Below are 23,120 nucleotides of genomic sequence, written 5' to 3'. Positions count from 1 at the left end.
AGGTTGGTTGATATGCAATACATTAAGATCCATTCGCAGGACAACGTCGCCGTCGCGCTGGCTGACCTGGAAAACGGTACCGAAGTGTCCGTTGACGGTCAAACCGTCACGCTGCGTCAGGACGTGGTGCGCGGGCACAAATTTGCCCTTAGCGCCATTGCGAAAGGGGAAAACGTCACAAAATATGGTCTGCCTATTGGTCATGCGCTGACGGATATTGCGCCCGGGGAACATATCCACGCCCATAACACGCGCACTAACCTCAGCGATCTGGACGAGTATAGCTATCAACCTGATTTTCAGGCTGAAGAAGTACAGCCTGCGGATCGTGAAGTTCAGATCTACCGTCGCGCCAACGGTGACGTTGGCGTGCGTAATGAACTGTGGATCCTGCCGACCGTTGGTTGCGTCAATGGCATTGCCCGGCAGATCCAGAACCGTTTTCTGAAAGAGACCAACGATGCGGAAGGCACCGACGGCGTTTTCCTCTTCAGCCATACCTACGGCTGTTCGCAGCTGGGCGATGACCACATCAACACCCGCACCATGCTGCAAAACATGGTGCGTCACCCGAATGCGGGCGCGGTGCTGGTAATCGGTCTCGGCTGTGAGAACAACCAGGTCGATGCGTTCCGCGAAACGCTGGGTGATTTCGACCCCGAGCGCGTGCACTTTATGGTCCTGCAACATCAGGACGACGAAGTGGAAGCGGGTCTCGAGCATCTGCGTGAGCTTTATGAAGTGATGCGCCACGACAAGCGCGAGCCGGGCCGGCTGGGCGAGCTGAAATTTGGTCTGGAGTGCGGCGGCTCTGACGGGCTTTCCGGGATCACTGCCAACCCGATGCTGGGGCGCTTCTCTGATTATGTGATTGCCAACGGCGGGACGACCGTGCTGACCGAAGTACCGGAGATGTTTGGCGCTGAGCAACTATTGATGAGCCACTGTCGCGACGAAGAGACGTTTGAAAAGCTGGTGACGATGGTCAACGATTTCAAACAGTATTTCATCGCCCACAACCAGCCGATTTATGAAAACCCATCGCCGGGCAACAAAGCGGGCGGTATCACGACGCTTGAGGATAAATCACTGGGCTGCACGCAGAAAGCCGGCTCCAGCCAGGTGGTTGACGTACTGCGCTACGGTGAACGTCTGAAAACCCACGGCCTTAATCTGCTGAGTGCGCCAGGCAACGATGCCGTAGCTACCAGCGCGCTGGCCGGGGCAGGGTGCCACATGGTGCTGTTCAGTACCGGTCGCGGCACGCCTTACGGCGGATTTGTCCCAACGGTAAAAATCGCCACCAACAGCGAACTGGCAGCGAAGAAAAAACACTGGATTGATTTCGACGCCGGTCAGCTTATTCATGGTAAAGCCATGCCGCAGTTGCTGAGCGAATTCGTCGATACCATCGTCGACATCGCCAGCGGCAAAAAAGCCTGTAACGAGCGCAACGACTTCCGCGAACTGGCGATATTCAAAAGTGGCGTAACGCTGTAATTATTTGCAGTTAGCATTTTAAAACGGCGTTTCATATAATGAAGCGCCGTTTTCTTTTATCTATCCGCTAAGGATGTTGTCATGACCGCGTATTGGCTGGCCCAGGGCGCCGGCGTCATCGCCTTTCTGATTGGTATCACCACCTTTATCAACCGTGACGAGCGGCGTTTCAAACTTCAGCTCGCCGTCTACAGTTCGGTGATCGGGCTGCACTTTTTCCTGATGGGAGCTTACCCGGCGGGCATGAGCGCAGAACTGAACGCCATCCGCACCGTTATCTCCCTGCGCACCCGCAGACTCTGGGTAATGAGCGTGTTTATTGCCCTGACCCTGATCCTCGGCTTCAGCAAACTGCATCATGCGATGGAACTTCTGCCGATTATCGGCACCACTGTCAGTACCTGGGCGCTGTTCCGCTGCAAAGGGCTGACCACCCGCTGCGTGATGTGGTGCTCAACCGCCTGCTGGGTAGCGCATAACTTCTGGCTGGGCTCGATTGGCGGCACGCTGATTGAGGGCAGTTTTTTGATTATGAATGGGCTGAATATTATTCGCTTCTGGCGGATGCAGAAACGCGGTATCGATCCGTTTAAGATTGAAAAACGCGTCCAGCAAGAGAGCCCCTCCGCCCGGTGACGGAGAGGCTATATCATTAACTGCGCAGGGCGTTGTTCGCCAGACGTTCGTCTTCCGCCTGACAAGCTGCCGCGGTGAACAGCACATCGGTAGAGGAGTTCAGCGCTGTTTCACAGGAATCCTGCAATACCCCGATGATGAAACCGACGGCCACCACCTGCATGGCGATGTCGTTAGGAATGCCGAACATATTGCACGCCAGCGGAATAAGCAGCAGGGAGCCGCCCGCCACGCCGGACGCTCCGCAGGCGCACAGGGAGGCCACCACGCTCAGCAACAGCGCTGTCGGCAGATCTACCGGAATACCCAGCGTTTTGACCGCTGCCAGGGTTAATACCGTGATGGTGATGGCCGCGCCTGCCATGTTAATGGTTGCGCCCAGCGGAATAGAGACGGAATAGGTATCGCGGTCCAGATTCAGCTTCTCGCACAGCGCCATATTGACCGGAATATTGGCGGCGGAACTGCGGGTAAAGAAGGCGTAAACGCCGCTTTCACGCAGGCAGGCAAACACCAGCGGGTACGGGTTACGACGAATTTTCCAGAACACCAGCAGCGGGTTAATCACCAGCGCGACCAGCAGCATGCAGCTAATCAGCACTACCAGCAGGTGCGCATAGCCCCACAGTGTTGCAAAGCCGGTGGTAGCCAGGGTTGATGAGACCAGACCAAAAATCCCAATCGGCGCGAAACGAATGACCAGTCGCACCATAAAGGTGACGGCGCTGGACATATCGTTGACCAGATTTTTGGTGGTCTCGTTACCGTGACGCAGGGCAAAACCCAGGCCAACGGCCCAGACAAGAATGCCGATATAGTTCGCGTTAAGCAGGGCATCGATCGGATTCGCGACCATGTTCAGCAACAAGCCGCGCAGTACTTCAACGATACCAGACGGCGGCACAATATCATTGGCGCTGCTGGTCAGGTGCAACGTTGATGGGAAAGCGAAACTGAATACCACGGCGGCCAGCGCGGCGGAGAAGGTTCCCAGCAGGTAGAGGAACAAAATCGGGCGAATAGAGGTTTTTTGCCCGTGCTGATGATTGGCGATTGATGCCATGACCAGCATTAATACCAGCACTGGCGCGACGGCTTTAAGCGCGCCGACGAACAGCGTGCCCAGTAAACCGACGGCAATCGCCGCTGGCGTTGAAATCCACGCCAGTAAAATACCCAGCACAAGACCTACTAAAATTTGCTTAACCAGGCTCCCTTGAGCTAAACGCTGGAATAGCCCCGGAGTACGTTGCGTCGTCATTTCTTGATCCTTTCATTATGTTGATGCTCATCCTTTGTGCGCTCTGATGGCGCATCTTTCAGGATGTAACAAAGTGTTTGCCTGGTCGAGTATAAGGAAAGATCAAACTTCGGGAAGCGAAATATGCTGGGTTTTATGCGGGGATCATGTTTTATAACTTTTATTTAACAATAATGTGACATATTGAACAAAAAGCCCGTACAGCGTCTGCTGACGGGCTTTTGCGTTCGTCCTGAAAGGGCATCTCCCGTCTAAAATGATTACCCCAACTGTTGCTTATCGCGCTGATGGTTCACCCACAGGTTAATCAGCAACGTGAGTACCAGAATACCAAACACAACGCCCAGCGAGACCGCAATCGGGATATGGTAGAAGTCGACAATGAGCATCTTAATGCCGATAAATACCAGAATGATCGACAGCCCGTATTTCAGCATTGAGAAGCGCTCTGCCACGCCCGCCAGCAGGAAGTACATGGCGCGCAGGCCGAGGATCGCGAACAGGTTGGAGGTCAGTACAATAAAGGGATCGGTGGTGACCGCGAAGATCGCCGGGATGCTATCCACCGCGAAGATCACGTCGCTGAGTTCGACCAGAATCAGCACCAGCAGCAGCGGCGTGGCAAACAGCAGACCGTTTTTACGCACGAAGAAATGCTCGTTCTCGATTTTATCCGTCATGCGTAAATGGTTGCGTAACCAGCGCACCACCGGTTTTTCGCCGATCCCGCTTTCATCTTCTTTTGCCAGCGCCATTTTGATGCCGGTAAACAGCAGAAAGGCACCGAAGACGTACAGCAGCCAGTCAAACTGGGTAATCAACCAGCTACCAGCGAAGATCATGATGGTACGCAGGACAATCGCCCCGAGAACGCCGTAGATCAGCACGCGACGCTGAAGCGCGGCGGGCACGGCAAAATAGCTGAACAGCATCAGCCAGACGAAGACGTTGTCCACCGCCAGCGCTTTTTCGATCAGGTACCCGGTAAGGAATGCCAGCGCCTGCGGATCGGCAACGGCCCGCCCTTGCGTGGTGGCGAGATACCACCAGAACGCGGCGTTAAACAGCAGGGAGAGTGAGACCCAGACCAGAGACCAGATCGCGGCCTGTTTCATTGACATGGTGTGTGCGCCACGACGCCCCTGTAGCAGGAGATCAATAGCCAGCATAATCACCACAACCACCGCGAATCCGCCCCACAACAACGGTGTGCCGACAGTATTCATAGAGCAACTCCTTTACGCATAAAAACAAAAACGGCTGAGGTCAGAAGACGTCAGCCGCTGCGCGTTTATGCATAGACCTCGCCTTCCGGCAAGGTCTCACTTACAACTCCAGCCTGCGCTGTTTGCCTGCCCGATGGCGCTCTGCTTATCGGGCCTACATGGTAGAGACCGGCTGGCGCTCTGCTTATCGGGCCTACACGGTGGAGACCGGATGGCGCTATGCCTGGCAGATCTGCTTTTTGTAGGCCGGATAAGCGAAGCGCCATCCGGCAGACGTCAGCGTGACTTAAGTTGCCCGGTAACCGGATACGGATTTCCGCATCGTAATGACGATCCACCGGCAATGAAGTTACTCCCCTTTGCAGGTAACAAATTATGACAGGGCATTCATCTGGTCAATGCCCCGCAACCTGCCTTTTACACAGTTTTACGCGGTCGCCTGTACATTGACGTCATCCGCCGGGAAGACAACGCCGGTCTGGCGGCGGATTTCCGTCTGCAACTTCGACGTGGTTCGACTGACCGCCAGTCCCGGATGATTAACCTCACCGGTCTCCACCAGGCGTGCAAAAACCTCAGCCTCGTACAGCATGGTATTGATGTGCTGGGGTTGAGTCAGATCCTGCGCTTTGCCACCGCGCGGTACAAAGGCCACGTTCTGACACTCGGAGAGTTTTTCGATCACCAGCGATCCATTTTCGCCCTGAATTTCGCTCGCCAGTACGGAGTCGCTCACCTTTGAATGATGCAGCGTGACGTCAAAATCACCGTAGTTCAGTACCACCGTACCGTGCGCATCCACGCCGCTTTCCAGCAGACTGGCGGACGCCTGAACGCTGTGTGGCTCGCCCCACAGCGCGACCGCTGACGCCAGACAGTAAAAGCCAATATCCATAATCGAGCCGTTAGAAAAGGCCGGATTAAAGGTATTCGGGTTTTCGCCGTCCAGATAGCGCTGGTAGCGTGAAGAGTACTGGCAGTAGTTAATAAACGCCTTGCGGATTTTGCCCAGTTTCGGCAGCGACTGTTGCAGCAGCAGAAAGTTAGGCAGGCTGGCGGTTTTGAAGGCTTCAAACAGCACCACCTGATTTTCGCGTGCCACGGCGATAGCCTCCTCCACTTCACGCAGATTTGATGCCAGCGGCTTTTCACAAATCACATGCTTCTTATGGCTGAGGAACAATCGCGTTTGCGGGAAGTGCAGGGCGTTGGGGCTGGCGATATACACAGCGTCAAAAGCGTCGCTGTTAGCCATTTCTTCCAGCGAGGTAAACAGGTGCTCCACCGGGTAATCACTGGCGAAATGCTGCGCCTGCTCAAGGCTGCGCGAGTAAACCGCGGTTAACGTGTATTTACCGGTTTCATGGGCGGCATCGACAAACTGACGGGTGATCCAGTTTGTGCCAATGACTGCGAAACGTATCATAAACGAATATGTACTCCATTGTGAGATCCTGCCGCCAATGTAGCATGACGACATGACAAAACGAGTGCTCCATAGCGCATAACGTTATATCCATCCCGATTTACTGGACGGGACAGCCGCTTTTAGCGTTGGAACCAATCGTTACGGTTGGGCCAAGATATTTTGGCTGGCGGTGCAATATTTTGGCATCCAGTACCGCGCTGACTCGCGCCAGTTTCTCCCGCATTTGGGTATATCTGCCGTGCCTGTCGGTTAAATCCTTCGCGTTAAAGCCAATGGCATCAATACCATACTGCTGCGCCAGCCAAATCGCCCGCTGGTTATGAAACTGCTGAGAGACAATGATAAAACGATTTTCACCAAAAACTTTTTGCGTGCGGACAACGGAGTCGAGTGTAGAGAAACCAGCGTAATCGCAGTAGATCGCTTCTGAAGGAACGCCTTTCGCGAGCAGTGCCTTACGCATCGCAGAAGGTTCGTCATAATGTACTTTGCCGTTATCGCCGCTTACCAGCAGCCATTTGACCTTACCTGCTTTATATAGCTCGGCAGCGGCGTCAATACGTCGGGTAAAGTAGCGGTTGCCGGGCTTTGCGCCGAGCACCAGCCCCAGTTTGCGGGCAGGGAGGTTGTCAGTCCGGTCGTAAAGCCGCCCCTGCGTGGAGGCGATCATCGTGTGACTGGCGTAAAGAGTCAGCCCTGCCGCCGCGATGATCGCCAGCAGCAGTAGAATAAAAAAATAGCGGTTAAAAATAAAATGAGAGAGTGCTGTAGCTATCCGTCTTGCGTTCATTGTTCATTCCTTATCATTCCCTGTGACAGAGAATAAACTGGAATGCGCAAAACACACGCAGAAGATTAAAATCAATTCTGTTTTCGGACTCATGGCTGCGCCAGATGCGTCAGCCACAGGCGGGTATCAAACTCCAGCTGGTGATACTGCGGTTCCATATGACAACAGAGCTGATAAAACGCTTTGTTATGTTCTTTCTCTTTCAGATGCGCCAGCTCGTGTACCACGATCATTCGCAAGAATGGTTCCGGTGCGTTGCGAAACACGGTGGCGACGCGAATTTCGGCTTTTGCTTTTAGCTTGCCACCCTGCACGCGAGAGATAGCCGTATGCAGACCGAGGGCGTTTTTCAACACGTGGATCTTATTGTCATACATCACTTTATTGATCGGTGGGGCGCTACGCAGATACTGACTTTTCAGATCCTGAGTATATTGCCAGAGCGCTTTGTCGGTGGTGATCTCGTGGGTGTCGGGATAGCGCTTTTGTAGCACCTCGCCGAGCCGCTGTTCAGCAATAAGCGTGCGGACCTGGGAAAGCAGGTTTTCCGGATAGCCCTGTAGATAGTTAAGATTGCTCATCAATGCCCCACGCCGATAGTAAAAAAGAGTATACTCACGCACCCTTTTAGGGATAACACCGAAATTTTACCATTCTGGAGGGCCGATGAGCCACATAGACAACGGTTTCCGTTCACTGGATCTTAAACGCTTCCCCGAAACGGATGACGTCAACCCGCTACAGGCGTGGGAAGCGGCGGATGAATATCTGCTGCAACAGTTGGACGATACCGTCATCAGCGGCCCGGTCCTGATCTTTAACGATACCTTCGGCGCACTGAGCTGCGCGCTGGCGGAACATAAGCCGTTCAGCATCGGTGATTCGTATTTAAGCGAACTCGGTACGCGGGAAAACTTACGCCACAATGAAATCGAAGAAGGCAACGTTACCTTCCTCGACAGCACCGCGCCGTACCCGCAGGCACCGGGTATCGTACTGATTAAGATCCCGAAAACGCTGGCCTTACTGGAGCAACAGCTTCGCGCCCTGCGTCTGGTCGCCACCGCTGAAACGCGCATTATTGCCGGGGCCAAAGCGCGGGATATTCATAACTCCACGCTGGCGCTGTTTGAAAAAATTCTTGGCCCAACGACAACCACGCTGGCGTGGAAAAAAGCGCGCCTGATCAACTGTACCTTTACTGCGCCAACGCTGGCTGACGCGCCGCAAACCCTGAGCTGGACGCTGGAAGGCACGCCGTGGACCATCCACAACCACGCTAACGTCTTCTCCCGTACCGGTCTGGATATCGGCGCGCGTTTCTTTATGCAACATCTGCCGGATAACCTGGAAGGCGAAATCGTCGATCTGGGCTGCGGCAATGGCGTGATTGGCCTGACGCTGCTCGATAAAAATCCGGAAGCGAAGGTCGTGTTTGTCGATGAGTCGCCGATGGCGGTGGCGTCAAGCCATCTGAATGTGGAAACCAATATGCCGGATGCGCTGGATCGCTGTGAGTTTATGATCAATAACGCGCTCTCCGGCGTCGAGCCGTTCCGCTTTAATGCGGTACTGTGCAACCCGCCGTTCCACCAGCAGCACGCGCTGACGGATAACATCGCGTGGGAGATGTTCCACCACGCGCGCCGCTGCCTGAAGGTCAACGGCGAGTTGTATATTGTGGCCAACCGTCACCTCGACTACTTCCACAAGATGAAGAAGATTTTCGGCAACTGCGAAACTATCGCCACCAACAGCAAGTTTGTGGTACTGAAATCGGTGAAGCTGGGTCGCCGCCGCTAAATCTCCAGCGCCAGTCGGGTGCCCTGCGCAATCGCGCGCCGGGCATCCAGTTCCAGCGCCACATCGCAGCCGCCGATAAGGTGTACCGTCTTACCCATCGCCCGTAGCGGCTCTGCCAGATCGCGGCGCGGCTCCTGACCGGCGCAGATCACGACATTATCAACTTTCAGCACCTGCGCTTCACCGCCGATCAGGACGTGTAATCCCTCATCGTCGATCTTCTGATAGCTGACGGACGGGATCATCTTCACGCCGCGTGCCAGCAGCGTGGCGCGGTGGATCCAGCCGGTTGTTTTCCCCAGACCCTCACCCGGCTTGCTGGTTTTACGCTGGAGCATCACAATCTGCCGCGGACTTTTCGGCAACTGTGGACCCTCCGGGCGCAGACCGCCGATCTGATGCAGGCTGGTGTCGATCCCCCATTCTACGCAGAACTCAGCAATGTTCTGGCTGGTGGGATCGCCGGGCTGGCTCAGGTACATCGCGGTATCAAACCCGATCCCGCCGCAGCCAATAATCGCCACCCGCTCGCCGACCGGGACTTTGTCACGCAGTACGTCGAGATAAGTGAGAACCTTCGGGTGATCGATGCCGTCGATTGGCGGGATCCGCGGTTCAATGCCGCTGGCGAGGATCACATCATCGAAGAGATGCAGATGATCCGCCGTGGCGATATGGTTGAGCTGAAGCGCCACGCCGGTAACGTCGATCATCCGCCGGTAATAGCGCAGCGTTTCATAGAACTCTTCTTTGCCGGGGATCTGTTTGGCAACGTTAAACTGACCGCCGATCTCGGCCTGCGCATCAAAGAGCGTCACGCTGTGGCCCCTTGCAGCAGCGTTGACGGCAAAGGCCAGTCCCGCCGGACCCGCGCCGATCACCGCCAGGTTTTTCTTTATGGCGGCGGGGACGATCGGCATCAACGTCTCATGGCAGGCACGAGGATTGACCAGACAGGAGGTGACTTCGCCCGCGAAGATCTGATCCAGACAGGCCTGATTGCAGCCGATGCAGGTGTTGATCTCATTCGCCCGACCGGCCTGGGCTTTGGAGAGGATCGCCGCATCGGCGAGAAACGGGCGCGCCATGGAGACCATATCGGCGTCGCCGCGCGCGAGGATCTCCTCCGCCACCTGCGGATCGTTAATGCGGTTGGTGGTAATCAGCGGGATCGTGACGTTGCCTTTCAGTTTGCGCGTCACCCAGCTAAATGCGCCGCGCGGAACCGGCGTGGCGATGGTTGGTATACGCGCTTCGTGCCAGCCAATACCGGTGTTAATGAGCGTCGCGCCCGCCGCCTCAATCGCCTGCGCTAACTGGATAGTTTCTGCCAGCGTGCCGCCGTTTTCCACCAGATCGAGCATCGACAGGCGATAGATAATAATAAATTCCTCGCCGACGCGGGCGCGAACGGCACGCACCACTTCGGTGGCAAAACGCATCCGACGGGGGTAATCGCCTCCCCACTCATCATCACGCTGGTTGGTGCGTGCCGCGAGGAATTCGTTAATCAGATAGCCTTCGGAGCCCATCACCTCCACACCATCGTATCCGGCTTCGCGCGCCAGAGCGGCGCAGCGGGCAAAGTCGTCAATCAGTGCCAGGATCTCGCCGTGGGTGAGTTCGCGCGGCGTAAAGCGGTTAATCGGTGCCTGAAGAGGAGAGGGGGCGACAAGGTGTGGCTGGTAGCTGTAGCGCCCTGTATGCAGGATTTGCAGGGCGATTTTGCCGCCTTCCTGATGGACTGCATCGGTGATCAGGCGATGGTGCGGAAGCTGGCTGGCATCGGTTAATACCGCGCCGCCCTGCATCGTCACACCGGAAAGCGCCGGAGCGACGCCGCCGGTGACAATTAGCGCTACTCCGTGCCGGGCGCGTTCCGCATAGAATGCCGCCAGCCTCTCCGCGCCGTCGGGACGCTCTTCCAGACCGGTATGCATGGAGCCCATTAATACCCGATTTTTCAGGGTGGTAAAGCCCAAATCGAGCGGAGCGAACAGCGACGGATAGCTCATAATTGCTTCCAGTATGTAAAATTATTGTTATGTGGTCGGATGAGTTACTAATTTAGCGGGCGCAGCGAAAAAGGGAAAAGATCTGTGTAGTGATTGTGATGGGAATCAAAGATCGCGAATTGCGGGTGGCCCCGGCATTGCAATGCCGGGCGGCGGCTTCGCCTTGCCCGGCCTACAAATGGGTGAACATTTGGGCAATGGTTAGATAATCATCGACCCCGTAGGCCCGGTAAGCTTGCGCCACCGGGCAGAACGGGTACGGTGCCAGACACAGACAGGCAACCTGCCGATGCCAGCGTCTCAGGGCAGCCGTTTCCCCAAACTATCAAACAGGTGCAGATGCTGCTCAGCAATCGACAAATTCAGCACCGTTCCCTGCGGAAAACTCAGCTGGCGGAAGGATTTCAGGCAGACTGAATGACCGTCAAGATCCAGCCACACCAGCGTGGAATCCCCCTGTAGCTCGCACAGGCGGGTACGCGCCGTCAGCGTAAACTCCCCGTCGCCCTCATACTGCAAATGTTCCGGACGCAGGGCGACAAACAGTTTATCGCCTTCCCGCACACCCTGCGGCGCGTGGCTTAACGCCAGCGCCAGATCGTCGGTGATTCTCAACACGCCTTCCTGCCATACCGCTGGCAGCACGTTGATTTTCGGCGTGCCGATAAACTCCGCCACGAACAGGTTGGCGGGCGTGTTATACAGCTCCAGCGGCGTGCCGACCTGCTCAATTTTGCCTTTGTAGAGCACCACGATGCGGTCCGCGAGGGTCATCGCTTCCACCTGATCGTGCGTCACGTAAACCATAGTGTTGTGCAACGTATTGTGCAGTTGCTGGATCTCCTGACGCATCTCCACGCGCAGCGCGGCGTCAAGGTTCGACAGCGGTTCGTCGAATAAAAACAGCTCCGGCTGCTGGACGATAGAGCGGCCAATCGCCACGCGCTGACGCTGCCCGCCGGAGAGGTTTTGCGGCAGGCGATCCAGCATCTCTTCCAGCTTCAGCATCCGCGAGGCATGCTGGATGCGTTTATCAATTTCTTCCGCAGGCGTTTTGATGTTCTTTAATCCAAACGCCAGGTTTTCCCGTACCGTCATATGCGGATAGAGCGCGTAGGACTGAAAGACCATAGAGAGATTCCGCTTGCCTGCCGCCAGCCGGGTGACATCGTTTTCACCCATCATGAGCGTCCCACCGTCCGGCAGCTCCAGCCCGGCGATGATGCGCAGCAGGGTCGATTTACCGCAGCCGGAAGGGCCAACGAGAACAATAAATTCACCGGAGGCGATCTCCAGCGACAGGTTTTCAATAATGGTCGATTTATCGTATTTCTTATGAATATTGCGTAGGGTTAAGGCCGTCATCGTGCATCCTTTCTTATGCCTGGCATTGAGAAATAAGCTGTTGCAGCTGCTGGGTTTTTTGTTCGAGCAACGCCGCGTCGCCACGTGTTTCCACGTTCAGTCTCAGCAGCGGTTCGGTATTGGAGGCGCGCAGATTAAAGCGCCAGTCGGTGAAATCAAGGCTTAATCCGTCAATATCGCTGCGTGTGCCCCCCTGCGACGCATAATACGCGGCGATGTTTTCCAGTACCGCGTCGGGTGAGGCAACGGTCAGATTGATCTCGCCGGAAACCGGGTAGCGCTGCTGCGCCGCCTGAACGTAGTGGGAAAGTGGACAGTCGCGCTGGCCGAGAATAGTGAGCATCAGCATCAGCGGGATCATGCCGCTGTCGCAGTAGCCGAAATCGCGGAAATAGTGGTGGCCACTCATCTCGCCGCCGTAAATCGCGTTTTCTTCCCGCATCCGCGCTTTAATAAAGGCGTGGCCGGTTTTGCCGATCACCGCCCGACCGCCGTGCTGTGCAATGGTATCCAGCGTATTCCAGGTGAGACGCGGATCGAGAAGGATGGCGCTGCCGGGAGTCTGCTGTAAAAAGCTGCTCGCAAACAGGCCGACCAGATAGTAGCTTTCGATAAACTCGCCGCGTTCATCAAAGAAAAAACAGCGGTCGAAATCCCCATCCCACGCCACGCCAAAATCGGCCTGATGCGCCAGTACCGCGTCGCGGGTGGCGCTGCGGTTCTCCGCCAGCATTGGGTTAGGTACGCCCGCCGGAAAGTGGCCGTCAGGACGATGGTGAACACGAATAAAGTCGATCTCAATCCCCCTGGCGCGCAGCGCGGTATCAATGGCGTCCAGCGCCGGACCAGCGGTGCCGTGTCCGGCGTTTACAACAACCCGCAAAGGGCGCTGGGGTTTATGCGGAAGATAATGCAGCAGATGAGCGACCCAGGCCGGGCGGTTATCAACGGTGTGCAGGCTGCCCCGGCGTTCGCTGTGCTGCCACTGATTGCGTTCGGCGAGCCGTTTAATCTCCAGCAGGCCGTTGTCGTTACTGATGGGGCGGGCATCCTCGCGCACCAGCTTCATGCCGTTATACTGCGCGGGATTGTGGCTGGCAGTGACCTGAATCCCACCATCCGCTTTCAGCTCGCGGGTGGCAAAGTATATTTCCTCTGTCCCGGTTTGCCCGAGGTCAATCACGTCAGCGCCGCTAAGGCTCAACCCTTCCGCCAGCGAGGCTTTAAGTTCATCGGAGCTAAGACGAACATCGGCACCAATCACTACCCGGCGAGGCTGGAGCCAGTTCGCGTAAGCGCGTCCGATACGAAAAGCGATCTCCGGCGTCAGCGTCACGCCGATTTCACCGCGAATGTCATAGGCTTTGAAACAGTTCAGTTCATCCATAATCTGCTCTTTAGTGGTGGGAGTAACTCAGGCCGACTCCCGAATAATGAGCTGATGCTCCAGCTCGTAATGGGTAATCGGCCCGTTTTGTAACAGAAGCTCAACCGCAACCTCGCCCTTTTTCGCCGCGTCCTGAGCGATGGTCGTCAGCGTCGGGCCGTCGGTATCAAGGGTTAAGTTATCGAACCCGGTAATCGCCACCTGTTGCGGAACGGCAATACCGTGCTGCTGACAGTGGTGGATCGCGCCCAGCGCAAAGCGGTCAGAGAGGCAAATCAACGCGGTAATGTCAGGATGCGCCGCGAGTAGCGCCTCTGCGGCCTGCGCACCGTGCGCTTCATCGTGACGGGTTTCGCACAGCCAGCAGGCGGCAGGGGCAATATCATGTGCAAGAAAGGTTTCCCGGCAGGCATTGACGCGGGTGACCATGACCAGGTTGTCGCCCGTGACCGGCTGGCTTAAGTCACGCATTCCCCGCGAGTTTTTACTGGCGGAGAAGGAGATAATGCCAAAATTGCGGTGCCCTTTGTCGATCAAATAACGGGTGATTTCCGCCATCGCCCCGGCGTTATCAATCGACACGCTGCTGTACTGCGGCAGGCGAAAATCCAGCGTCACCACGGGAAGCTGACGCGCCAGCGTCTGCTGAATGACGGCTTCATTATTGTGGGTGGCATTGAGAATATAGCCGTCCACGAGCGTCGTAATCGGCGCGATTTCCGCCTGCTGACGCTTGCGTAGCGGGATCAGCACCAGGTTCTTATCCAGCTTCTCGCACTGGGTGGCAATCCCCCGCATCAGACTGATATCGTGCGGATCAATAAACACATAACTCATCGAATCATTGAAAATGACGCCAATGGTGTCCGACTTACCGGTGCGCAGCGCCCGGGCCAGTTTATCCGGGCCTTTGAAGCCGACGTCTTCGGCGTAACTAAGAATTCGGTTGCGTAGCTCAGTCGAAAGCTTCTCCGGGTTATTCCAGGCATTCGAGACGGTGGTATGGGAAATGCCCAGCGCCTTTGCCAGTGATTTTGTCGTAATTTTATCTTTATTTTTCATTTTGTTAACGTTATAGGCCAATAATTGTTATCAACTGCTTGTCTTAAATCACGGTTGCTAAGTTTAACGTTAAACAAAAAGCAAAATGTGACCTGTTTAACGTTAAACATAAAAAACTGGTGCTAGTTTACGCAACGTTCTAACGAGCAGGAAGAATCAGGAACACCTCTTACTTAGAGCCAGGGAGATTAATTGTGAAAGTTGCAACAGTAGCTAAATGGACGGCTTCGGCACTTCTCAGTCTTTGTATCGCAGGTTGCGGACCGGATGAAAAACCCACTGCCAGCGAGGGTGCGAAAACCCCGATCAAAATGTGGGTTGCCCCGAATGAAAATGAAGAGGCCTTCTGGAACACGATGGTGAAGGAGTGGAACCAGGACCCGTCTCATACCCCCGTTGAATTTACCGCCATCCCGGCAGCAAGCAGTTCTGAAGAAGCGATTATGAACGCGCTGGCTTCCGGAACTGAGCCAGACCTTTCCAGCAATATCTTTATCGGCTTCGCCAGTCAACTGGTGGAAGTGGGCCAACTGGAAGATTTATCCAAAATGCCGGGCTATGACGAACTGGTAAAGAATCGTCATATGGAAGCCCTTCTGCCAGCGTGGAAACTGAATGGGCAACAAAACGTTTTACCGCTTTATGTGAATCCTATTGTCTGGTGGTGGCGTGGCGATCTGCTGCAACAGTACGGCACGGATCATGTTCCGACCACCTATGACGAGCTGTATTCGCTGGCAGAAAAACGCACGGCGGACAACAAAGGCTATGTGATCCAGATGACCGCCGGAAAAAACTGGTGGGAACGCTGGTTTGATCTGATCCCGCTGTACTACGCGCAAAGCGGCGGCAAAAGCTATGTCGCCGACAACAAGGCACAGTTTAACGATGATGCTGGCGTTGCCGTCCTGAATTTTATGGGCAAAGTCTTTGCTAACAACTGGAGCAGCTATGACTTTACCGCCGCCGACGATCCGCTGGCGACCGGTCAGGTGCTGGCCTCTGCGCGCGGCCCGTGGGATATCGCTCGCTATCGTAAGCAATATCCTGAGATCCTCAAGAGCATTAAAATCGGTCCAATGTTGACGCAGCAGGGCACCGCGCATCCGCATACCTTTGGCGACAGTAAGGGGCTGGTCATTTTCAGCACCAGTAAACATAAAACTGACGCCTGGGCCTTTATCCAATGGGTTTACAGCAAGGCGGAGCACGATCTGACCTGGCTTGAAACCACAGGTATGCCGCCCGCACGCTCCGACCTGATGACTAACCCCATTTTTGTCGATTACTTTGCTAAAAATCCGCTGGAAAAAGAGATCGCCTCTTACGTTGATGTCGCGCTGCCGCCGGTTGCCACCACGCAGACCACGGAAATCCAGCGCAGTATGACGCAAATGCTTGAGCAGGTGATCTTTAAGCATACGGACTCTACGCAAGCGCTCAATCAGTCTGCCACGGAAATCGACGGACTGCTGAAAAAATAAGAGGGATCTATGGCAGGATATGATTCACGTACCGGGGGCCTTCTGGCCTCCTCATGGATAGGGTACTCGCTGCTATTCTGGTTCTACCCGCTGGCCTGGCTGGTGGTATTGAGCGTCACGCAGTGGCAGTTTATTGGTACGCCGAAATTTACCGGGTTACAAAATATTATCGGCGTGATGCACGATAAGCTGTTCTGGAAATCGATGCTCAACGTGGGTCGTTTCCTGCTGTACTACTTGCCGATCGTTTTTGTCGCCTCGCTGCTTTTTGCCGCGGGCCTGAAACGTATTAAATACGGCAAAGGTTTTATCGCCCTCAGTTTTTTGCTGGCGAATATCTCCTCCGGCGTGGCGTACTCTATCGTCTTCTCGAAATTATTCAGCGAATTCGGGCCGGTAAACCATTTCTTGCAGCAGTGGTTTGGCGTCTCGGTCCCGTGGTTTACCAACCCGGATTGCGCCATGTTATCTATCGCCCTGATCGTCACCTGGAAATTCGTCGGCTATTACGGGCTGATCCTCTATTCCGGGATGCAGGCAATTCCGGGCGATATCTACAGCGCGGCGCTGCTCGATAAAACCGGACGCTTTAAACAGGGTTGGGCGATTACTCTGCCGATGATGAACGCGCAAATAGTGATGGTCATGGTGCTGGCGATTACCGTCGCCTTCAGCATTTTCACCGAGCCGTATCTCATCACCGGCGGCGGTCCGCTGGACAGCACTACCAGCCCGATGGTGGTGATGTACGAAATGGCCTTCCAGAAAATGAAGCCCACCTGGGCGGCGGCGATGTCGATTATTGTGGCGGCGTGCAGCTTCCTCATTATCTGGCTGTTCAGAAAACTGTTTGAAAAAAATATAGAGATCGTGTGAATGAAAAAACTCACGCCACTAAGTTTGATAATCCACGTCGCCATGTTGTTACTGGCGTTGACCTGGCTTTATCCGTTTATCTGGATGGTCATTGCCTCGTTAAAACCGACGGCGGAGATCTATACGACGTCGCTCTTTTCCGGGCATCTGTCGTTCGACAATTACACCTTCCTGTTTGATAACAGCAACCGGGCGGATAAACCCTTTTTACGCACCCTGTTTAACTCGTTATTTGTATCGCTGACCATTACCGCCTGCGTGACCGTCACGTCAATGCTGGTGGGCTACGCGGTGGCAAAAACGGAATTTCGCGGCAGGAACGCCTTTAAAAACCTGTTGATCGTGCAGATGGTTTTCCCGGCCTTTATGTTCATTATTCCGCAGTTCGTCCTGATGCGGGAGTTAGGGTTAATCAACAGCTACAGCGCGATGATCCTGCCCTATGCGATGAGCGCGTGGGGGATCTTTATGGTCTCGCAGAGCTTTAAGGGCACGCCAAATGATTATCTCTATGCTGCCCGCCTCGATCACGCCAGCCTGTGGGGCATCCTGCGCCACGTCATGATGCCGCTGAATAAGGCCATTCTGGCGATTGTCGCGCTGTTCACCTTCTCAAGCTCATGGGATAACTTCCTCTGGCCGCTGATCGTGATGCGCGAGGCGGACAAAATGCCGTTCTCCGTGCTGCTGGCGACGTTTAGCAAATCCTACGGCATCTATCTGGGGCCGGTGCTGGCAGGCGCGGTGGTGCAAATGCTGCCGATCATTATTCTGTTTATTCTGTTCCGGAAATATTTCCTACAGGGTATGTCGCTGTCACTGAAATAAGGAGGTTGACGTGAACACTACTCCCTGGTGGCAGGAGTGCGTCTGCTATCAAATTTATCTGCCGTCCTTTTGCGACGGCAACCACGACGGCCTCGGCGATTTTCCGGGGCTGCTGACCCGGCTGGATTATCTGGCGGAACTGGGCGTGGGGGCCATCTGGATCACGCCGTTCTACCCGTCGCCGCTAGTGGATAACGGCTACGACATTAGTGATTACTGCGCGGTAGATCCGCGCTTTGGCGACATGGGCGCTTTCCGCCGCGTGGTGGCGGGCTGCCACGCGCGCGGCATTCGGGTGATTATCGATCTGGTGGTCAACCATGTCTCGTCTGAGCATCCGTGGTTTAAAGACGCGTGGAATAACCCCGCCAGCCGCTATCGCGACTACTTTATTTTTACCGACCAGCCGAATAACTGGCAGTCGTTTTTTTCCGGCAGCGCCTGGACGGCAGAACCGGATACCGGGCAGTATTATTATCATAAATTCGCGCCGCAGCAGGTGGATCTCAACTGGGCGAACCCGCAGGTCGAGCAGGAAATTCGTCACGTTGTGGATTTCTGGATCGCGCAGGGGGTGGATGGCTTCCGCTTTGACGTTATCAACTTTCTGACCACCGACGGCATTCTGGCGGATAACCCTGAAGAGAACGGCGAGCAGCGCCACGATCATGACATCAACCAGCCGGGGATTATCGACGCGTTGGAGCGGCTGTGTCGCTACGTGCGTCAGCGCGGCGATTTTTTCCTGATTGGCGAGATTGGCAGCGAGGATCTTAACGTGCTGCGGCGCTATCAAAGCCCGCAACTGATGGATGTGGTGTTTAACTTTAATCTCGGTAGCCAGAAAACGTTTGACGCCGCGCGCCTGTTTAGCGAACTGGAGGCGATGCGCCAGCAGCAGTCCGGCCTGCCGACGCTGTTTTTCTCCAGCCATGACATGTCGAGAATGATCAGCCGCTTTGGCGAAAACGACCGGGATGTTGCCCGCGCCCGCGCGGTACTCGCCCTTCAGCTTACCGCCAGCGGCGTGCCCTTTATTTTTCAGGGGGAAGAGCTGGGGTTGACTGATTATCGTGCGCAGTCTGTGGATTGCATTTTTGATATTCAGGGCCGCACCCATTATCAGACCGCAATCGACGCCGGCATGTCGGCGGACGAGGCGCTGGCCGTCGCCCTTGAACACTCGCGCGACGGTTCGCGCGCGCCGCTGCCGTGGGGGGAAGGGACTTACGCCGGGTTCTCAGACGTTGCGCCGTGGATGCCCATCGATGCCCGCACGCAGGCGCTGAACGCGGCGGCGCAGCAGCAGGATGCCGGCTCGCTCTGGCATGAGTACCGTCAGCTTATTGCCCTGCGTAACGCCACCGATGCGCTGCGTCAGGGTCGCTATAGCACGCTTGAATTGACCCACTCCTGCATCTGGTTCTCCCGCGAGACGGCGGAAGAACAGGTGTGGGTGGCGATCAATTTCGGTGAACCCGTTCTTAATCCCTGGCGCGATATTGCCGCTGACATCCTGAGCGGCGACGATGCGACGTGGATAGCAAAAAACCAGTTTTTAATCAAAAGGAGTCGTCATGGAAAGGCACAGTCATAATCCTCTAATCGTTCCGGCGGATGTTGTTCCTTCACAGCCCTATCTGAAAGTCGAATGCGCCTTTAATACCGGCGTGACGGAGTACAACGGTGAAATTATTCTGCTACTGCGCGTAGCGGAGAGCGTGGTGAACGACGATCCGCAGCAGATCGTGGTGCCGCTGCTGGAGAAAGGTGCGCAGGGATGGACGGTGACGACGCGGGCCTTTGACCGCCGTGACGATCGCTATGACTTTAGCGATCCGCGCGTCATCGTGCTGAAAAGTGACCCGGCGCAGGTCTGGCTGACCTCCATGTCGCACCTGCGCCTGGCACGCAGCACTGACGGCGTTAACTTCCGTATCGACACCCAGCCGTTTATCACCGCAGATACGCAGTACGAAGAGTTCGGCTGCGAAGATGCGCGCATTACCCACATCGACGATCTGTGGTACATCAACTACTCGGCGGTCTCTTCGCTGGGCATCTCCACCGCGCTGGCGGTGACGAAAGACTTCGTCACGGTGGAGAAAAAAGGGCTGATCCTCTGTCCTGATAACCGCGATGTCTGCTTCTTCCCGGAGAAAGTCGGCGGCAAATATCAGGCCCTGACGCGCCCGGCACCGTGCCATTTTGGGCATCCGGAAATCTGGATTTGTGAGTCGCCGGATATGCTGCACTGGGGTAATCATCGCCATCTGCTCGGGCGCTCCGGTGACGCGTGGGACTGCCGTAAATCCGGCGGCGGCGCGCCGGTGATCAAAACCGATCGCGGCTGGCTGGAGATTTATCACGGGGTAGATGCCGATCAGCGCTACTGCCTGGGCGCACTGCTGATGGATCTCAACGATCCGACAGTTATTCTCGCGAAATCGCCAGTGCCGCTGCTGGAGCCGACCGCGCCGTATGAGCGTGAAGGCTTCTTTGGCAACGTGGTATTTACCTGCGGCGCGCTGGTGCGTAATGATGTCCTGCACGTCTGGTACGGTGCGGCGGATGAGAAAGTGGCGCTGGCAACAATGCCGCTTGATGCGCTGTGGAAACATCTGGGACTGGCATAAATGCGCGCGCCGGTTGACGCGTTGTTTCGCGACTATCTGGCGTGCCGACAGCCTTCGGCGCGGGGAAAAATACGCTTTCATGGCGTAAATGGATTTGACGTTTATAATCCGACCGCGCCGTTTTATGACGGTGAACGCTGGCTCATTGCCGCGCGGGTAGAGAAGCGCGACAGTGAGCGTTCAGAGGTGCGCTTTTTTCACTGGCAGGGCGGGGATGAGGCGTGGTTGTTGCCAGATGCCCCGATATTTCCGCTTCAGGACCCGTTTGTCTGCCGGATAGATGGCCTGCTGGTGCTGGGCGGCGTCGAGGTGGAATTTGCTGCCGATGGTAGTGTGTCGCGCTGGCGTACCCAGTTCTGGCGCGGCCCGTCGCCCGACCAGCTACGGTTGTTCAGCTATGGTCCGTGGGGAATGAAAGATATTCGCCTGGTACAACTGGCAGATGCCCGTATTCTGGTATTTACCCGTCCGCAGGGGCAGGCTGGCGGGCGCGGAACGATTGGCTGGATAATTATCGACAGCCTGAGCGAGTTAACGGCGCAGACGATTTCCCGCGCAACGCTGCTGGAGCATGTTGACGAAAACGACTGGTGCGGAGCCAATGAAGCGCATCTGCTGGCGGACGGGCGCGTCGGTGTGCTGGCCCACGTGGCCCGGTTTGACGCGCAACAGCAGCGGCACTATTACGCGGCGTCGTTTATTTTTGATCCTGAGTCCGGCGTAAGCTCACCGATAAAAGTCATCGCCTGTCGGGATGATTTCCTGCCAGGTGACAGCAAGCGCGACGATTTACGCGATGTGGTGTTTTCCGGCGGGCTGTATGGCTTGCCGGGAAAAGAGGTACGGTTGTTTTGCGGCACCAGCGATTGCGAGGTGCAGTGGCGGAGCGTGGCGGCTCCTTTTCAGGTTTGAACGTTGAGCGATGGCCTGCCGGGTGGCGGCTTCGCCTTACCCAGCCTACAAAAACAGCATCGCAACAGTGTAGCCCCGGTAAGCGCAGCGCCACCGGGGAATATCACCGCACCGTAGGCCCGGTAAGGCGCAGCCGCCACCGGGCATGACCACGCCATACCGACGTAAATTATCCCCCCGGTGAAACCGCCGGAGGGATAAACTTACTGCTCCGCTTCCGGCTCCTGCTGCGTGGTCTGGAGGGCGGCCAGCGCATTACCTGCCGCCTTCAACACCACCTCACACTGCTCAACGGTCAACGTCAGCGGCGGTTCAATGCGAATGGTCTTCGAGTTGTTCAGCGTGCCGGCCACCAGAATATGCTGGCGGAACATCTGGCTGGCAAACTGATACCCCGTATCGCCATCGACAAACTCAAGCGCCATCAACATTCCTTTCCCGCGCGCATCCTGAATCAACCCCGGATACTGGCGGGCGAGAAGCTTGAAGCCGTCCAGCAGCATATCGCCTTTCTGCTCGGCCTGCGCGGGCAGGTTCTCCTCCAGCAGAACGTTAATGGTTGCCAGCGCCGCCGCGCAGGCCAGCGGATTGCCGCCAAAGGTGGTGGTGTGCAGGAACGGATTATCAAACAGCACCGAAAACACTTCTTCAGTGGCAATAGTCGCACCAATCGGCATCACGCCGCCGCCGAGCGCTTTTGCCAGACATAAAATATCCGGCTGGACGTTCTCATGCTCACAGGCGAACATCTTTCCGGTACGGCCCATGCCGGTCTGCACTTCATCCAGAATCAGCAGCGCGCCAAACTCATCGCACAGCTTACGCACGGCAGGCAAATAGCCCGGCGGCGGCAGGATCACCCCGCCTTCACCCTGAATGGGTTCCAGGATCACCGCCGCCACGTCGTCGCCGGTTTTCTGGCATTCGCTCAGCATCAGGCGCATAGCGTCAATATCCCCAAAGGGAACGTGACGGAAACCCGGCAGCAACGGCATAAAGGGTTTGCGGAAGGTGGATTTTGCCGTGGCCGACAGTGCGCCCAGCGATTTACCGTGGAACGCGCCGCTGGCGGCGATAAAGGTGAATTTGCCGCGCGGTGACTGGTACGCTTTGGCGAGTTTCAGCGCCGCCTCGATAGATTCGGTGCCGCTATTGCTGAAGAAGCTGTATTTCAGTTTGCCGGGCGCGAGGGCCGCCAGCGTTTTTGCCAGCATTGCCCGTAAGGGGTCGAGCAGTTCCTGGCTATGAAGAGGTTGTTTAGCGAGCTGATTCTGTACGGCGGAAACCACAACAGGATTACGGTGCCCCACGTTAAAAATGCCAAAACCACCGAGGCAATCGACAAACTCCTGCCCCTGGGTGTCGACAAGCGTATTCAGACTTCCCGCTTGCCACTCTACGGCTCCGTAATCCCCGCCAGCGGTAACAGATTTTCGGTACTCTAAAAAACCTGGATTTACATGCTCTTTGAAGTAGTCAATCACCTCTCGGTTAAGTGCTTTCATCTCCTCATGATCAAGCGTGCGCTTTTCAATGAGATTCAGTGCGTGCGCGGTGCAGGCTAACGCCGATGCGCTGGAAGGTAGTCTGTTCAAAATAAGCTCCGGGGGCGCGCGTATCACATGATACTGATTTAAGTATTGCAGGGATTGCGCCATTTCGGCGGGCTTAGCAGAAATCAGGATAAACACCAGGCAAAAGCAGAATAGTACGATATTTAATCGTACCGCTTATCTTCAGGCAAAGGTTCCGTCTGAAAGTAAAAAGGAAGAGGGTAAGGGAATCAGGCGGTTGCGCCAGAATGAGGCGCAGGCTGCACCAGCAATGAGCATAGACTTGAACTATTTCAATATGAAAATATTAAAAATCAATGAATTAAATAATCCTGCAAATAATGAGGTTTAATCGCA

19 protein-coding genes are annotated in these 23,120 nt (G+C 55.7%); 9 read left to right on the top strand and 10 right to left on the bottom strand.

Annotated elements, in window-relative coordinates:
- Positions 1–12 precede the first annotated feature (12 nt).
- Complete coding sequence (locus tag INT84_RS12205; RefSeq protein ID WP_194207009.1) at positions 13–1,500, top strand: UxaA family hydrolase; 1,488 nt, start codon at positions 13–15, stop codon at positions 1,498–1,500.
- 81 nt (positions 1,501–1,581) lie between these two features.
- Positions 1,582–2,136, top strand: coding sequence for a YgjV family protein (locus tag INT84_RS12200; RefSeq protein WP_194207008.1), 555 nt, complete (start codon positions 1,582–1,584; stop codon positions 2,134–2,136).
- Between the two features lie 16 nt (positions 2,137–2,152).
- Here the strand turns inward: INT84_RS12200 and sstT are convergent, their stop codons facing one another.
- The 5 genes from sstT to INT84_RS12175 all read right to left on the bottom strand — a co-directional run bounded on the left by sstT (position 2,153) and on the right by INT84_RS12175 (position 7,423).
- Positions 2,153–3,397 (bottom strand): serine/threonine transporter SstT, encoded by a 1,245-nt coding sequence (gene sstT, locus INT84_RS12195; RefSeq protein WP_194207007.1) that lies wholly within the window; start codon positions 3,395–3,397, stop codon positions 2,153–2,155.
- A 260-nt stretch (positions 3,398–3,657) separates the two neighbouring features.
- Positions 3,658–4,623, bottom strand: coding sequence for a TerC family protein (locus tag INT84_RS12190; protein WP_194207006.1), 966 nt, complete (start codon positions 4,621–4,623; stop codon positions 3,658–3,660).
- A gap of 427 nt (positions 4,624–5,050) precedes the next feature.
- A complete protein-coding gene (locus INT84_RS12185) occupies positions 5,051–6,049 on the bottom strand; it encodes a Gfo/Idh/MocA family protein (protein ID WP_194207005.1) in 999 nt (332 codons plus the stop codon).
- 100 nt (positions 6,050–6,149) lie between these two features.
- A complete protein-coding gene (locus INT84_RS12180) occupies positions 6,150–6,842 on the bottom strand; it encodes a vancomycin high temperature exclusion protein (protein ID WP_370529666.1) in 693 nt (230 codons plus the stop codon).
- An 89-nt stretch (positions 6,843–6,931) separates the two neighbouring features.
- Positions 6,932–7,423 (bottom strand): M48 family metallopeptidase, encoded by a 492-nt coding sequence (locus INT84_RS12175; protein WP_194207004.1) that lies wholly within the window; start codon positions 7,421–7,423, stop codon positions 6,932–6,934.
- An 85-nt stretch (positions 7,424–7,508) separates the two neighbouring features.
- Here INT84_RS12175 and rlmG point away from each other — a divergent pair, with 85 nt between their 5' ends.
- Positions 7,509–8,645, top strand: a complete 1,137-nt coding sequence (gene rlmG, locus INT84_RS12170) for a 23S rRNA (guanine(1835)-N(2))-methyltransferase RlmG (protein ID WP_194207003.1) — start codon at positions 7,509–7,511, stop codon at positions 8,643–8,645.
- On the opposite strand, the gene INT84_RS12165 is transcribed toward rlmG, so the two are convergent.
- From INT84_RS12165 to INT84_RS12150, 4 genes are all read right to left on the bottom strand, one after another.
- On the bottom strand, positions 8,642–10,660 hold the full coding sequence (locus INT84_RS12165; RefSeq protein WP_194207002.1) for an FAD-dependent oxidoreductase: 2,019 nt from the start codon (positions 10,658–10,660) through the stop codon (positions 8,642–8,644). The two genes, rlmG and INT84_RS12165, sit on opposite strands and share 4 nt — an antisense overlap.
- Before the next feature lie 300 nt (positions 10,661–10,960).
- The gene (locus INT84_RS12160; RefSeq protein WP_194207001.1) at positions 10,961–12,025 is read right to left on the bottom strand and encodes an ABC transporter ATP-binding protein; all 1,065 of its coding nucleotides are present in this window, start codon (positions 12,023–12,025) and stop codon (positions 10,961–10,963) included.
- Positions 12,026–12,038: 13 nt separating this feature from the next.
- The gene (locus tag INT84_RS12155; RefSeq protein WP_194207000.1) at positions 12,039–13,412 is read right to left on the bottom strand and encodes a phosphomannomutase CpsG; all 1,374 of its coding nucleotides are present in this window, start codon (positions 13,410–13,412) and stop codon (positions 12,039–12,041) included.
- Positions 13,413–13,439: 27 nt separating this feature from the next.
- Positions 13,440–14,495: a LacI family DNA-binding transcriptional regulator gene (locus INT84_RS12150; protein ID WP_194206999.1), complete on the bottom strand. Its 1,056-nt coding sequence runs from the start codon at positions 14,493–14,495 to the stop codon at positions 13,440–13,442.
- A 173-nt stretch (positions 14,496–14,668) separates the two neighbouring features.
- Here INT84_RS12150 and INT84_RS12145 point away from each other — a divergent pair, with 173 nt between their 5' ends.
- The 6 genes from INT84_RS12145 to INT84_RS12120 are packed head-to-tail and all read left to right on the top strand — an operon-like array spanning position 14,669 to position 21,210.
- Positions 14,669–15,958 carry an ABC transporter substrate-binding protein gene (locus tag INT84_RS12145; protein ID WP_194206998.1) on the top strand — a complete coding sequence of 430 codons (1,290 nt, stop codon included), beginning with the start codon at positions 14,669–14,671 and terminating at the stop codon, positions 15,956–15,958.
- A gap of 9 nt (positions 15,959–15,967) precedes the next feature.
- Positions 15,968–16,834 (top strand): carbohydrate ABC transporter permease, encoded by an 867-nt coding sequence (locus INT84_RS12140; RefSeq protein WP_194206997.1) that lies wholly within the window; start codon positions 15,968–15,970, stop codon positions 16,832–16,834.
- Positions 16,835–17,662, top strand: a complete 828-nt coding sequence (locus tag INT84_RS12135; protein WP_176919916.1) for a carbohydrate ABC transporter permease — start codon at positions 16,835–16,837, stop codon at positions 17,660–17,662. It abuts the gene before it with no gap.
- 10 nt (positions 17,663–17,672) lie between these two features.
- Entirely contained in the window at positions 17,673–19,259 is a 1,587-nt protein-coding gene (locus tag INT84_RS12130; RefSeq protein WP_194206996.1) for an alpha-amylase family glycosyl hydrolase, read from the top strand.
- Positions 19,240–20,298 carry a glycoside hydrolase family 130 protein gene (locus tag INT84_RS12125; protein ID WP_194206995.1) on the top strand — a complete coding sequence of 353 codons (1,059 nt, stop codon included), beginning with the start codon at positions 19,240–19,242 and terminating at the stop codon, positions 20,296–20,298. The genes INT84_RS12130 and INT84_RS12125 overlap by 20 nt, the downstream gene beginning before the upstream one ends.
- Positions 20,299–21,210, top strand: coding sequence for a DUF1861 family protein (locus INT84_RS12120; protein ID WP_194206994.1), 912 nt, complete (start codon positions 20,299–20,301; stop codon positions 21,208–21,210). It abuts the gene before it with no gap.
- Positions 21,211–21,413: 203 nt separating this feature from the next.
- Here INT84_RS12120 and ygjG read toward each other — a convergent pair whose 3' ends face one another.
- Positions 21,414–22,805 carry a putrescine aminotransferase gene (ygjG, locus tag INT84_RS12115; RefSeq protein ID WP_194206993.1) on the bottom strand — a complete coding sequence of 464 codons (1,392 nt, stop codon included), beginning with the start codon at positions 22,803–22,805 and terminating at the stop codon, positions 21,414–21,416.
- Positions 22,806–23,120: the final 315 nt, after the last annotated feature.

The sequence above is a fragment of the Superficieibacter sp. 1612_C1 genome (assembly GCF_015234305.1).
GTDB lineage: Bacteria > Pseudomonadota > Gammaproteobacteria > Enterobacterales > Enterobacteriaceae > Superficieibacter.
Note: the sequence above shows the minus strand (reverse complement) of the source record. Positions and strands in the feature narration are given on the sequence as shown.